We start from the raw sequence: 13,536 nt of genomic DNA, 5'->3' as shown, positions 1-13,536 counted from the left end.
ATGATGCTGGACTGTTGATTATCGGAGGGACGAGGGCCAGATGCCGTTCTCGGAAAACGTAAAACCCCATATTCCCTATCTGCGGCGCTATGCGCGCCTGCTGACAGGTGATCAAAGGTCGGGCGATGCCATTGTGCGTGCCGCTCTGGAAGCTGCGGTCGCCGGCGTCACGCCGATCAACCGCGACCTGCCCCCGCGGGTCTCGCTCTACAAGCTGTTCCACGACAACTGGAAACAGGACACCATTGCGCCGGCCGGCGGAAGCGCCGCCCAGGAACGCCTCACGCGCATCCCGACCCAGGCTCGCCAAGCTCTTCTGCTCACAGCCGTCGAGGGCTTTTCGGTACGCGATGCAGCGATCATCCTTTCGCTTTCGACCGACGATGTCGACCGGCTGGCTGTGGAGGCGCAAGGCGCGATCGAGGAGGGTCTGCGCACGCGTGTGCTGATCATCGAGGACGAGCCGGTTGTAGCCCTCGATATCGAGGCAATCGTCGCCGAGGGCGGCCACGAGATTGTCGGCATTGCCCGGACCCGTCAGGAAGCCGTCGATCTCTATCGCACCAATGATGTGGAACTGGTCCTGGCCGATATCCAGCTGGCGGACGGCTCTTCCGGCATTGATGCGGTCAATGACATTCTCGCTGAGTCCGAAGTGCCGGTGATCTTCATTACCGCCTATCCGGAGCGCCTGCTGACGGGTGAGCGGCCGGAACCGACCTATCTCATCACCAAGCCCTTCATGCCGGAAACGGTTGCGGCGACGATCGGCCAGGTCCTGTTCTTCTTCGAGCCGGCCGAACCCGCACCGGCACAGTAGCGACAGCGCTTTTTGAACTCTACTTGCGGGAGGCTCGCCCCGGGCCTCCCGCTGCTGCATTCAGCTGAGCTGAACGAGCAACAGGATCACCGAAAGGCTGAACAGGGTCAGATAGATCGCGACCCGCGACGGTGTTTCTCCGGGCTTCATCCTTGCCTCCGTGGTCTTTGTTTTATCAAGGCATTAGATCAACGCGCCGGTCCTGCTTCTGTTCCGCACAAGCTCTCCGGATTTCCTTGTATTACAGGCGATCCGGGGATTCTGCGTCACACCCGCCCCGCACAAATGAAAACGCCCGCCTCTTTCGAGACGGGCGTTTCGCAACGTACCGGGAACCGGATCAGCCGTTGTACGGCTCGGTTTCCGTGTCGTCCTCATCGGTCGACGCATCGTCGATGCCGTCTTCCGGGTTCGCCATCTTCCAGGTGTCGAACTCGTCTTCATTGAGTTCGCCATCGGCGTCGGCGTCATAGGCGTCGAAGCCCTCGGAGGTCACGTCCGGTGCGATGGCCTGGACTTCGGCGAGGCTCAGGCCACCGCTCATATCCGTGTCGGCATCAGCGAAGGTGGTATCCTGGGCAAAAACCGGAGCGGCCAGACCAAGGGCAGCGACGGAAGCGATCAGAACAGTCTTTTTCATCTAGGTCTCTCCATTGTTGACCGGTGCTACGGGCCGGAACCGGGGGGAGCTTGTGGCCCGTGCACTTCATCAACGCACCGGCCCCGACTTCGATCCATCGCCGGATGCGAAATTTCGCAGGAATCGTCATGACGGATCCGCGGCATGCTGGATTTGCAGGCCTGCACCCGGTATCGCTCGCATCGTGATAAAAAGAAGCAGGAGCCTCCCATGAGTTCACTGACCGGACGCGTGGCCGTCGTCACCGGCGCATCCAGCGGTCTCGGCCGCCGCTTTGCGCATCTTCTCAGCGATGCCGGTGCCTCGGTTGCCCTGATGGCCCGTCGCGAGGATCGGCTTGCCAGCGAAGTCGACGCCATCGTGGAAAAGGGCGGCAAGGCCATCGCTCTGCCCCTCGACGTCGTCGACGCGGAGGCCATCGGTCCGGCGCTCGACAAGGCGCAGGACGCACTCGGCCCGATCTCGATCATGGTGAACAATGCCGGCGTCGGCGGCGATGGAGCCGCGCTGACCATGCCGGTAGAGCGCTTCGACAATACGTTCGACGTCAATGTGCGCGGCGTTTTCTATGGCGCGCGCGAGGCCGCCAGCCGCATGATCGATAGCGGCGTCGCCGAACGCGAGGAGGCACGGATCATCAATATCGCCTCCATGGCGGCCTTTGCGACCCTGCCCGGCCTGTCAGTCTATTGCGCGTCCAAGGCGGCCGTCGTGGCGATGACCAAGAATCTCGCACGCGAGTGGTCGAAACACCGCATCGGCGTCAATGCGATCTGCCCGGGCTATATCGAAACCGAGATCAATTCGGACTGGTTCGCCTCGGAGGGCGGCCAGCGCCAGATCCAGGGGTTTCCGCGCCGCCGCCTGATGGACGCCTCCTCACTCGATGCGACCTTCATGATGCTCGCCGGCGACGGCTCGCGTTTCATGACCGGGACCGCCATCACGATCGACGACGGCCAGACGCTCTGACACCCCGCCCGGCACCTCACTGATGGCGGATGGAACTCCTTTGGATTGCGCGCGTTGGTTTAGTGGACCAATCAGAAGGAGAGTTGGGTATGAAATCGAGTCATTGGCTTGTTCTGCTGTCCGCCGCCGGCATTCTGGCTGCCTGTTCCGACGGGCCGGCCGAAAACGCCGGTGAGGACGTCGATTCCGCGATCGAGGACGTGACGGGTGAAGATACCGACGCGTTCGAGGAAGCCGGCGAAAGCGTCGACGAAACCACCGAAGACGTGGACGACGAGCCGCAACGCTTCTAGAGCGACCGCCACGCTAGGAGATCGGCCGGGCCAGAAGGGTGTTCACACGCCCTTCGAACGCCCGGCCGACCCGTATTTCAGTACCGTTGTTCAGACGCAGCATCTTGCTGCCTGTCGGCGTTGCCGCCGTCCGGGCGACGCGGCGCAGATTGACGATCGCCGACCGGTGTACCCGGGCAAACTGGCAATCCCCCAGCGTCTTTTCCATCGACGCCATCGTAGCACGCATCAGCCAGGACCGGTCCCCGGCATGGATGCGTACATAGTCGCCTTCGGCCTCGATCCAGTCGATCCGGTTCTTTTCCAGACGCGTGCGGCCATTTCGGTCGCGTATCCACAGATCGCTGTGCCCGTCCCCGCCCGTTCCCCGCAAAGACTGAAGCAGCGCTTCCAGCTCGTCCGCCCGCGCCGTTGCATCGCGGCCGGCCAGCTGTGACCGCGCCCGCCCGAGGGCCTCGTCCAGCCGCTCCATCTCGACCGGTTTCAGCAGATAATCGATGGCCGCAGCCTCGAAGGCCTTCACGGCGTGGGCCTCGTAGGCAGTCACGAAGATGATCTCCGGCCGCACGGTCTGCGACAGGATGGAGGCTATCTCGAAACCGTCGAGCTGCGGCATCTGGATATCGAGAAAGACAACGTCCGGCTTGAGGTCCCGCGCGACTTTCGCGGCCGCGTGACCGTCCCGGACCGCGGCAACAACCTCGACCCAGGGCCGCCGCGACAGCAGGATTTCCAGCCGGCGCAGGGCCAGCGGTTCGTCATCGACCAGAAGTACGCGCATCGCTCTCCTCCCCTCGTGCCGGCGGTTCCATGCCCTGCGGCCATTGCAGCGGCATCGTGATCACAGCCTCGAATCCGCCTTCCGGCCGCGGGCCCGCCTCCAGCCGGCCGGCCGCACCATAAAGAACGGCCAGACGGGCCCGGATATTGGCGAGCCCGACACCGCCGCCGCTATAGGCGCGGGTCGCGACAGCGCCGGCACCGGAATCCGTCACCCGCAGCTCCAGCGCCGTCGCAGAGATGGCGCGGGCCGCAATCCGCACCCGGACCGGGCGGGTCGTCTGCGACACGGCGTATTTGACAGCGTTTTCAAGCAGGGGCTGCAGGATCATCGTCGGAACCAGCGCCTCCTCGACATCCGGCTCGAAATCGACCGCGACCTCCAGACGGTCAGCGAACCGTGTCTGCTCGATTTCGAGATAGAGCTGCTGGGCATCGATCTCCCGGTGCAGCGGCACACGGTCATCCGGTGCGGCATCCAGGGTAAAGCGCAGGAATTTGGACAATTGCGTGAGCATCGTGTCCGCCTCGTTCGCCCGCTCGTCGAGCAGAAGCGAGGAGATCGCATTGAGCGTGTTGAACAGGAAATGCGGATTGAGCTGGAAGCGCAGCATCTTCAGCTGCGATTCCTGGGCCAGCATGATCGATTTGTAGAGCTGGCGCTCCTGCGTGCGCAGGCGCTTGGCAGCATCGAGCGCGAGATAGAATCCGACCCAGCCGACAAAGACCGGAAAATTCAGGAACATCCAGCGAGGTGCGAAATAGAGCAGGAATGACAGCCCGGTATCCATCGGCTCGCCATTGCGCAGCGGCGGATCGCCGGGCAGGACCTGATAATAGGAAAACCAGATGGCGCAGATGTAGATCACCGTCAGAATGATCGCGACACCCAACGCCAGTGCGGCGCGCCGGTAGAGCGGCCAGAGCCGGGTCGGTTTGAGAACAAGGAAATGGGCCAGGGAGGACGCAGTCATGCCGATCCCCTCGGCAAGCGCCACGCGCCAGGCAGTGCCGATGCTGTCGCCGCCATTAACCAGATTGGCCGTCGAGAACACCATCATGGCGGTCCAGAACACGCCCTGGAAGGTCCAGAACCAGCGGGCATTCAGCCCGTCCCAGAGCTCGGCCCGTGCGAACAGGCGCGCGCGTATCCACTCCTGCTCATCATCGGCCTCCGGCACCCCGCCGGACGCTGCACGCCCCTGGTCGAGCAACAGATAGAAACCGCCATAGGCGGCAAATACCCAGTAGTGGACCAGCATGATGCGCAGCATGCGTTCGGTGTCACTGCCGGGCGCTTCGGGGTGCGGCAGAAGCGGTCCGATCAGCACCAGAACGACCGCGGAATAGATCGCCACGCCCACCAGGGCGAGCGCCACCGCGAGCGCAAGGCGCGCGGCCGGGCCCCAGCGGCGCACCTCGGACAAGGCCAGCGCCATGCCGACCGACAGGGCGGCGCCCACCACATCGCTCAGCAATGGCCGCCACGCCGTCGCGACAGACCCGCCAAAAGCGTCCCAGCCATAGGCCAGCGTCACCAGGCTGAAACAGCCCCAGAAGATTCCCGTGAAGATGAGCAATCCGCGCAATCCCAGCGCCGTGCTCGGTGCATCGCGGTGCGCGGCTGGAACAAACGCGGTCTCGATATCCCTCTGCATCACGCCAGTATATGCAGGACCACCGCCTTGCTGGAAATGTCCGTCAATGCCGCTGGTCGTGCTTTTCAGGTCGTTCACCGAAGAATTGCGGACTTTTCGCCGTTACCAGAGCCGTTAATCGTAAATTTTGGCGGCGCTATCGCTTGCACGCAGGTCCAAACCGCGCGGGCCGGGCCACCCCCTCCTCCACGGCCGCACAGACCACTCTGACGACGGCCTCCGGTCCGCACGGGCTCCGTTCGCATATGCTGTCAGGACCGGCGTATAAAATATCGAGCATAAATTGCGCCTTGCCCCTAGCCGAACCATGGAATGCTCTGTTAAAACTTCCTTAATGGGGCAAGCGAACGGGATGTCCATGAAACGCCAGTTTTTGAGCGGTGCCGCTGCAACCGCGCTCGTCGTGTCTTCCGCAATCTTCAGCCAGGGCGCTCTGGCGCAGGAAACCGCAGCTCAGGGGCCTGTCCGGGCGATGGGCGGGGACATCAATCCCTTCGGTGGGGACATCAATCCCTTCGGCGGCGACATCAATCCCTTTGGCGGGGACATCAATCCCTTTGGTGGGGACATCAATCCCTTCGGTGGGGACATCAATCCCTTCGGTGGGGACATCAATCCCTTCGGTGGGGACATCAATCCCTTCGGCGGCGACATCAATCCCTTCGGTGGCGACATCAATCCCTTCGGTGGCGACATCAATCCGTTCGGTGGCGACATCAATCCGTTCGGTGGCGACATCAATCCCTTCGGCGGGGACATCAATCCGTTCCAGGCGTCCCAGAGCCCGTTCTACGGTTTCGTCAGCCCCTTCTGGGGCAATGTCGAGCCCTATTGGGGTGACATCAATCCCTTTGGTGGCGATATCAACCCCTTTGGTGGCGACATCAATCCGTTCGGTGGGGACATCAATCCCTTTGGCGGGGACATCAATCCGTTCTGGGGCGATCTTTCGACCGTAGGCGGCGACATCAATCCCTTTGGCGGAGACATCAACCCCTTCGGTGGCGACATCAATCCGTTCTGGGAAACCGCCGGCGGTGTCTGGGGCGTGATGAATCTCGGCTGGGACCAGATCGATCCGGAAACTGGCGACTACCAGCCGATCGCCGACGGTCTCAACCTGATCTTCGATGAAGCCGAAAACGTCTTCGGCGAGGCTATCCAGAGCGCGACCGGAAAGTCGATGAACGACGCTTTCCTCAACACGCTGCTCAATGATTTCGGTATCGACCCGGCCAATCCGGCCTCTCTGGCGAGCATGGATGCTGCAGACCGGTCCGAGTTTTTCCTGACCTTCTACGACAATCTGATGTCCTATACCGGCATCGACCATGTCGATCACTGGATGGCCGCGACCAACTGGTACCCGGCGCTGTCTCAGATGTATGGCGGCGGCGATCGCGTCCGCATCGGCCTGATGGACTTCTCGACGCGGTCGGGCGACGGCTATTTCCAGCTCGGCCAGGGCGATTTCGGCTCACGTGACTTCCATCACGGTGCGGCAGTCCGCAGCCTGATCAACGCCCCCCTCGACGGCCGCGGCGTGATGGGTGTGGCCCAGGACGCCCGCCTGATCTCCTTTGACCCGTATGACGACACCCAGACCACGGACTGGGGCATGGTCGAACTGGGGATGAACTATCTCGCCCTGATGCAGACGGACATTGTGAACCTGTCCATGGGCGTGTCCGGCTGGACGCTGGCACCGGAATGGGAGCGTGTCTTCACGAGCCCCTTCGTGCGCCTGTTCGGCGACGACACACTTTTCGTTCTGGCCGCCGGAAATGACGGCACCGCCCAGAGCGCCGATGTGAACTGGACCGGTGTCAACACCGTCGACAATCTCCTGATTGTCGGCTCTGTCGATCCTGGCGGTCACATCTCCAGCTTCTCCAACCGTCCGGGCGATGCCTGCCTGACGGTGCAGGGCAGCTGCCAGCCCGGCCATCGCCTGATGGACCGCTTCCTGGTCGCACCGGGCGAGCTGATCCTCGTCGATGATGGCGATGGCGGTGTGATCCGCGTGTCCGGCACGTCTTTCGCTGCACCGCTCGTTTCCGGCGCCGCCGCGCTGGTTAAGGGGCATTGGGGCTGGCTGGAAGGCGCCGATCTTGCCGATGTCCTGCTGCAATCTGCCACCGACCTCGGCGATGAGGGCGTCGACGCCGTCTACGGCCACGGCCTTCTGAACGTGGCTGGCGCCATGGCGCCCATCAATGCCGGCGATCTCTACGTCGTCGACCGCCGCGGCCGCCAGGTTTCGGCCAGCGACGTGATGATTGATGGCGGCCGCCTGCGTTTCCGCTACGGTTCCAGCGACACCGTCGTGCTGTTCGAGAACGTCAACGACACCTTCCGCGATTTCGAGATCTCTGTGGACGCGCTGACGGCTGGCTCCAGCCTGTCGGACAATGTCTCCAGCATCTATGCCGAAACCTATATCTACGAGCGCACGACCGGCAGCTCCGGCGCGAGCTTTACCGATGCCGGCATGATGGACCGCCCGGTCCTGCGCCGCGGCAATCTGGAAGTGACGGCCTTTGCCGGCGCCACCGATCTGCAGGGCCGCGGCCTGTCGCGCGAGCTGGGCTTCCAGACCGGCCTGCGCTTTGCCGACCGCAGCACGGGCCGCGATGTCATGCTGGGCGTTGGCGAAGGCGCGCTTGCCCTGACGGGGAATGACGGGTTCGGCCTGTTCTCCGATCACCGTCCGGAGACCGGCGGCGTGAACCCGGTGCTCGGCTTCGCATCGGGCGGCATCTTCGCCGCCAGCGGCTTCCAGCTCTCGGAGCGGACGCGCCTGACAGTCGGCTCAACGATGAATCACGAAGAGCGGACCTATCTGATCCCCGGCACGGGCGAGGAGCGGCCGCTGCATGATGGCTTGGCCGCCTATCAGGCGATGGCGCTGAACGTGGCGATCGAACATCGCCTGTCGGACACAACCACCCTGCACGGTGCGGTGACGCAGCTGCACGAGAGCACCGGTCTGCTGGGCGCCCAGGGCACGGGACCGCTGGACTTCTCCGGCGGCGCCGATACCAGCGCCTTCTCCATGGGTGTGGACACAGAACTCACGCCGCGCCTTCGTCTGAGTGCCTCGACAACGGCCGCCGTGACCCGTCAGACTGCGTTCGACAGCGGCCTTCTGGATCTCGACGACAATATCGTCTCGACGGCCGCGCAAATGAGCATCCAGTATTCCGGCATCGCCGGTGAGGCCGACGCCATCCGCGTCAGCCTGATGCAGCCGCTGCACGTGGAGACGGGTTCCCTGCGTTACACGGCAGCCCGTGTGACCGACCGGGAAACCGGGGCGCTGGGCTTTGACAGCCAGGTGTGGGAACTGGGTGGCGAGCGTCCGCTCTATACCGAATTCCTGTATTCCACACCGCTGCCCGCCATCCAGGGCGAAGCCAGCCTGTTCGCCCGCCAGCAGGTCGCCGGCAATGCCTTTGACCGGGCCCGGAACGATCTGGCCGCCGGCGCCAGCTTCCGCATGCGGTTCTAAACACCATTGCCGCCCACCGGCGGACATGATTTGCAATACCGATCAAGGCCCTTTCGCAATCGCGAAGGGGCTTTGGTTTATATTAACTTGCATACCCTAACTTCTGGCGAGGTGGACCTGCCGAGTTGGGGAGGCAAGTGAATCAATGCAGCGGCTAATCCTGGCGATTGCAGGCGTGTGTCTGCTGCTCGGTGCAGTGTGCGGACCCGCGTCCGGTCTGACCCGCACCGACGAAGCCCCGCCCGCAAGCAGCTATCGTCAGGCCGTTGAATCGGCCCAGGCGGTCATGATGGCCTCGCCGCAGGAAGCGCTTGAGCGTGCCCGCACCGCCGAAGCCCTGATCCCCACCATCACCGATTTCACCGATCCGGCCACGGCCCAGGCAACCGTCTGGTGGCTCCAGGCAGAAGCCCTTCTGCGCCTGGCCCGGTTCGAGGACGCCCTGCCCGTTGCCACCCGTGCACTCGAGGCGCTGGGCGAAAATCCGCCGAACAGCAAGCTTCACGCGGATATCCTGACCGCGCTCGGCCGCATCAACAAGATGCTCGGCGGCCATGGCGAGGCGCTGGAAAACTACCAGAACGCCTATGACATTTACCGCGATATCGGCGAACCACGCAGCGAATCCATCACCCTGCAGGGCATTGCCTCGCTCTATACCGATGCGCGCCAGTATGAGCGCGCGGTCGAGTATTTCCGTCATGCGCTGGAACGCTATCAGGACCCGGCGCTCGGCCTGTCGGCCAACAATAACATCGCCAATGCGCTGACCCAGCTGGAACGTTATGACGAGGCCGAACTGGCCTTCGAAGCGGCGCTGACACTGGCCCGCGACATGGAGAGCGCTTCGCTGGAGGCGCGCATCCTGGAAAACCTGGCGATCATGCAGGCCGAGGCCGGTTATTTTGATGACGCCAGCGCCAGTATCGACCTGGCCTTCGAGCGCGTCAGCGACATGCCGGATCTGGAATGGACGCGCTTCTTCTGGGGCGTGCGCTCCCAGATTGCCTATGCCCGCGGCGATATCTCGACCGCCATCCGGCACATGGAACGCGTGTTCGACGGCCGTGACCTGACAACCACCACGCAGGCCTACATCACCTATCACGAGATGGCGGCCCGGCTGTACGAATCCGAGGGCGACTGGCGCGATGCCATGGCACACCTGCGTGCCTTCAAACGCCTTGATGACGACCGCGCGCAGTTTGCCACATCGGCCAATACGGCGCTGATCAATGCCCAGTTCGATTTCGCGATCCAGGAAATGGAGATCGACCGGCTGCGGATCGAAGGCCTGCAGCGCGAGCTCGCCCTGCAAAGCTCGCGTGCCAGCCAGCGCGTGATCATCGCGACGGCGGCACTGGCCCTGGTGCTGATGCTGCTGATCGTCGCCGTCGTGCGGCAGCGCTCGGCCAAGGAGCGCGCACGCATCCTGGCCCGCACGCTGTACGAGGATTCCCAGACCGGCCTGCCATCACGCGCCGCACTCGAGCGCAGCCTGGCCGAACGGGCCGTACGCTCGGACGTGCCGCCGAATGTCATCGCCCTGCAGCTCAATCGCCGCAAGCATCTGGAAAGCGTCCTGGGCTTCACCAAATTCGCCGAGATCCAGGCCCGCATGGCCGCCCGCCTGCGCGAGATCGAGCCGGTCGACACGGTCTACAGCATCTCGCCCGGCATGCTGGGCATTCTGGCGACCTGCCAAACCGCAGAAGACGCCCTGGCGCTGGCCCGGACCTGTGTCGAGCGGCTGGCCGAGCCTGTCCGGATTGCGGATCTGGATATCGATGTCTCGGTCCGCGGCGGTGTCGGGATCGGCGACGATCCGGAATTGTGCATCCGCCACGCCACGATTGCCGTCCACCAGGCGCAGCAGCATCGCGAGACTGCAGCCCTGTTCGACGCGGGCCAATACGGCGATCCGTCGCGCAATCTGACCCTGATGACCCGCATGCTCCAGGCGACCCGCGCGGGCGATATGAGCATGCACTACCAGCCCAAGCTCAATCTGCGCACCGGCCGCTACCAGTCCGCCGAAGCGCTGTGCCGCTGGTTCGATCCGCAGCAGGGCTTCATCCCGCCGTCGGCCTTTATCCATCAGGCCGAGGAGATGGGGCATATCCGCGCGCTCACCGAATGGGCGATCCAGCGGGTGATCGACGACCAGCGGCGGTTTACCGAAGCCGGTCACGATATCTGCGTTGCGACTAATATTTCCGGCGCACTCGTTTGCGATACGGATTTCGTCAATATCGCCCTCGACCTGATCAAGACCGCCGCCGGCCGGATCACGTTCGAGATCACGGAAACCGCCGTGATGGATGATCCGGAGCTGGCGATCGCCAACCTGAACCGCATCAATGAGGCGGGCGTGCGCCTGTCGATCGACGATTATGGTTCGGGCCTGTCATCGCTGGCCTATCTGCGCACGCTTCCGGCGCGCGAACTGAAGCTCGACCGCGCCTTCGTGCAGCATGTCGCCACATCGGAACGCGACCGGATGGTGGTGAAGTCGACCGTCGACCTCGCGCACAATCTCGGCCTCGATCTCGTCGCCGAAGGCGTCGAGGACGATGCGGGCCTGGCGATCGTGAAACTGCTGGGCTGTGACTGGGCACAGGGCTTCGGCCTGTCCAAGCCGCTGCCGGTGCCGGAACTGGTGGCCTTCCTCGATGCCGCGAAGGCGGCGGGCGCCGTCGACCTGCCGGCCCCCACCTTCACCCCGCGCCAGATCGGCACGCGTTAGTTCTCGTCATCCTCCGGATCGACCGGGAGCGGCTGCCACTCATAGGCCTCCTCGCGACCCAGATGCCGGGCATACCAGTCCAGTTCCGCATTGATCCGGAACAGGCGGTGCGACAGGTCCGAGAAGGAATGCCCCTCGCCCGGCGCCAGATAGAGCCGCGTCTCGACACCCAGATTGCGCAGCGCCTGGTAGAGCATGATCGATTGTGACGGGTGCACCCGCTCATCATCCTCGCCGGCAAAGATCAGCGTCGGCGTGGTCACGCGATAGAGATCCCGCAGCAGGGATTGCGGCTGGAACACGGTTTCCAGCGCCCCCTCGGCCCAGGCATCGGCGCCGAACAGGAGACGGCGGGCCTGGCGGGTATCGCTGGTGAGATGGTGCGCCGCCCAGTCAACCGCGCTGGCTCCGGACGAGGCCGCGCGGAAGCGGTCCGTCGTGGTGATCAGCCGGTTGGTCATGTGACCGCCGGCGCTCCAGCCGGACATGATCAGCTGCTCCGGGTCGGCGCGGCCCGTCTCCACCAGATAGTCGACCCCGCTCATCACATCCCGGTCGGCATGGGCGAAATAGGTGCCGTGCATGGCCTGCATGAAGGCGTCGCCATAGCCGGTGCCGCCGCGATAATTCACCCACAGCACGCCATAACCCTGCGCCGTCATCACCGGCACATAGCGCCCCCATTTCCACAGGCCGAACTCATCCGCCGAGCGCGGCCCGCCATGCGCCTGCACCACCAGGGGCGGTGGGCCGTCGCCGGTGTGGACGAGCGGCGGGAAGTAGAAGCCCTCGATCACCTGACCGTCATGACTGTTCCAGCGGATCAGCTGCTGTTCGGGCAGGTGATAGGGCGCGACGGTGGCGGCGCCGATCGTCGTCAGGCGGGTTTCCGCCCCATCGGCCGTGATCCGCCAGAGATCGCCATTCGTCGTCGGCGTCTCGAACAGGGCGACAACATTGCCCGCCGCATCCAGCGACCAGTCGGCCAGATGCCGGTCGTGCAGCGAGAGTTCCGTCACCGCGCCGGTTTCCGCATCGATGCGCACCAGGCCGGAACGCACACCCGCCTGCACCGCCACAACCAGCGTCTCGCCATCGGGCAGCCAGGCCATGCCGTCGACTTCGAAATCGGCACCATCGGTCAGGATCCGGCTCTCATTGGTCTCCAGATCGATGACGATGAGATTGTTCTGCACATAGTCCAGCCCGGCACCGCTGACGCGGGCCTTGTAGGCAATCCGCCGGCCGTCGGGCGACAGGCTGGCATTGCTTTCCATCCAGGTGTTGACGGTGATCCGGCGGAACTGGCCGCCCGGTTCGGGCGTCTCGCTGATCCACAGCTCGCTGTCATAGGCGGAGTCCAGATCGGCGGCCGGCGCGATCCGGATCAGCACGGCGCCACTGGCAGCGACATCATAGCTGCGCACCGACCAGTCCCCCTGTGTCATGCGCTCGCGCGCGCCGCTCTCCACATCGACCCGCCAGAGATGGCGGTGCCGCGTGGTCTCGAAATAGGGCTCGATCAGCTCGATCCGGTCACGCCGGTCGCGCTGTTCGTCGCTGAGATCGTCGGTCGCCAGGTAGTAGATGAACTGCCCGTCCGGCGACCAGGACATGCTCTGCACGGAGGTGGGATGCCGGGTCAGCCGGCGCAGATCGCTGCCATCGGCATTGGCCAGAAAGACCTCGTCTTCCTTGCGTCCTTCGGGCGGCTGGTCCGCCGCCAGCATCCGGCCGTCCGGCGAGAAGGCCACCGTATCGGCCTCGTCGAAACCGGACAGATAGGTCAGCTGGCCGGATGCGATATCAAGCACCCAGTACCGGTCGGCCCGTTCATCCTCGGCCCAGTCGGCATGGGTCAGCGTGACAATGGCGCGCCGGCCGTCATCGGCGAGCGAGACCTCGCCGATACTGCGAAGCGCCACCATATCAACCGGTGTCATATACCGGGCGGCAACCGGGATGTCCGGCCGGGCATCCTGAGTTGCGGGGGCGAGGTCTTCAGCGAACGCCGGATGCAGGGGCGCGCTCGCGGCCAGCATCGCGGCCACGGTGGAAAAAGCGAATTGGCGGAACATGGTATCCTCGCAGCGCCTTGCCGGCGCCGTCCAGTCAA

Annotated in this window: 9 protein-coding genes; 5 read left to right on the top strand and 4 right to left on the bottom strand. The window is 64.1% G+C overall.

Going from position 1 to position 13,536, the window contains the following annotated elements:
* Positions 1–40 precede the first annotated feature (40 nt).
* Positions 41–820, top strand: coding sequence for a response regulator (locus ACXAJV_RS12270; protein WP_475085658.1), 780 nt, complete (start codon positions 41–43; stop codon positions 818–820).
* A gap of 340 nt (positions 821–1,160) precedes the next feature.
* On the opposite strand, the gene ACXAJV_RS12265 is transcribed toward ACXAJV_RS12270, so the two are convergent.
* The gene (locus tag ACXAJV_RS12265) at positions 1,161–1,460 is read right to left on the bottom strand and encodes an EF-hand domain-containing protein (RefSeq protein WP_475085657.1); all 300 of its coding nucleotides are present in this window, start codon (positions 1,458–1,460) and stop codon (positions 1,161–1,163) included.
* Between the two features lie 210 nt (positions 1,461–1,670).
* Between ACXAJV_RS12265 and ACXAJV_RS12260 the strand changes: the two genes are divergently transcribed.
* Positions 1,671–2,432 carry an SDR family NAD(P)-dependent oxidoreductase gene (locus ACXAJV_RS12260; protein ID WP_475085656.1) on the top strand — a complete coding sequence of 254 codons (762 nt, stop codon included), beginning with the start codon at positions 1,671–1,673 and terminating at the stop codon, positions 2,430–2,432.
* An 89-nt stretch (positions 2,433–2,521) separates the two neighbouring features.
* Positions 2,522–2,725: a hypothetical protein gene (locus tag ACXAJV_RS12255; RefSeq protein ID WP_475085654.1), complete on the top strand. Its 204-nt coding sequence runs from the start codon at positions 2,522–2,524 to the stop codon at positions 2,723–2,725.
* Positions 2,726–2,738: 13 nt separating this feature from the next.
* Here ACXAJV_RS12255 and ACXAJV_RS12250 read toward each other — a convergent pair whose 3' ends face one another.
* Together ACXAJV_RS12250 and ACXAJV_RS12245 are read right to left on the bottom strand one after the other, a co-directional pair.
* On the bottom strand, positions 2,739–3,506 hold the full coding sequence (locus ACXAJV_RS12250; protein ID WP_475085653.1) for a LytR/AlgR family response regulator transcription factor: 768 nt from the start codon (positions 3,504–3,506) through the stop codon (positions 2,739–2,741).
* Positions 3,484–5,163, bottom strand: a complete 1,680-nt coding sequence (locus tag ACXAJV_RS12245; RefSeq protein WP_475086001.1) for a sensor histidine kinase — start codon at positions 5,161–5,163, stop codon at positions 3,484–3,486. The genes ACXAJV_RS12250 and ACXAJV_RS12245 overlap by 23 nt, the downstream gene beginning before the upstream one ends.
* 358 nt (positions 5,164–5,521) lie before the next feature.
* Between ACXAJV_RS12245 and ACXAJV_RS12240 the strand changes: the two genes are divergently transcribed.
* Complete coding sequence (locus ACXAJV_RS12240; RefSeq protein ID WP_475085652.1) at positions 5,522–8,674, top strand: S8 family serine peptidase; 3,153 nt, start codon at positions 5,522–5,524, stop codon at positions 8,672–8,674.
* 145 nt (positions 8,675–8,819) lie between these two features.
* Positions 8,820–11,420, top strand: coding sequence for an EAL domain-containing protein (locus ACXAJV_RS12235; protein WP_475085651.1), 2,601 nt, complete (start codon positions 8,820–8,822; stop codon positions 11,418–11,420).
* Here the strand turns inward: ACXAJV_RS12235 and ACXAJV_RS12230 are convergent.
* Entirely contained in the window at positions 11,417–13,498 is a 2,082-nt protein-coding gene (locus ACXAJV_RS12230; protein ID WP_475085649.1) for a S9 family peptidase, read from the bottom strand. The two genes, ACXAJV_RS12235 and ACXAJV_RS12230, sit on opposite strands and share 4 nt — an antisense overlap.
* Positions 13,499–13,536 lie beyond the last annotated feature (38 nt).

This window comes from Maricaulis sp. ABE4_448 (genome assembly GCF_056160825.1).
The sequence above is the reverse complement of the archived record's forward strand: the minus strand, read 5'-3'. Positions and strand labels throughout refer to the sequence as shown.

Bases quoted from the DNA above. Each gene is read 5' to 3' on its own strand.
- ACXAJV_RS12270 (WP_475085658.1), top strand. From the start codon at position 41: ATGCCGTTCTCGGAAAACGTAAAACCCCATATTCCCTATCTGCGGCGC.
- ACXAJV_RS12230 (WP_475085649.1), bottom strand. From the start codon at position 13,498: ATGTTCCGCCAATTCGCTTTTTCCACCGTGGCCGCGATGCTGGCCGCG.
- ACXAJV_RS12250 (WP_475085653.1), bottom strand. From the start codon at position 3,506: ATGCGCGTACTTCTGGTCGATGACGAACCGCTGGCCCTGCGCCGGCTG.
- ACXAJV_RS12245 (WP_475086001.1), bottom strand. From the start codon at position 5,163: ATGCAGAGGGATATCGAGACCGCGTTTGTTCCAGCCGCGCACCGCGAT.
- ACXAJV_RS12255 (WP_475085654.1), top strand. From the start codon at position 2,522: ATGAAATCGAGTCATTGGCTTGTTCTGCTGTCCGCCGCCGGCATTCTG.
- ACXAJV_RS12240 (WP_475085652.1), top strand. From the start codon at position 5,522: ATGAAACGCCAGTTTTTGAGCGGTGCCGCTGCAACCGCGCTCGTCGTG.
- ACXAJV_RS12235 (WP_475085651.1), top strand. From the start codon at position 8,820: ATGCAGCGGCTAATCCTGGCGATTGCAGGCGTGTGTCTGCTGCTCGGT.
- ACXAJV_RS12260 (WP_475085656.1), top strand. From the start codon at position 1,671: ATGAGTTCACTGACCGGACGCGTGGCCGTCGTCACCGGCGCATCCAGC.
- ACXAJV_RS12265 (WP_475085657.1), bottom strand. From the start codon at position 1,460: ATGAAAAAGACTGTTCTGATCGCTTCCGTCGCTGCCCTTGGTCTGGCC.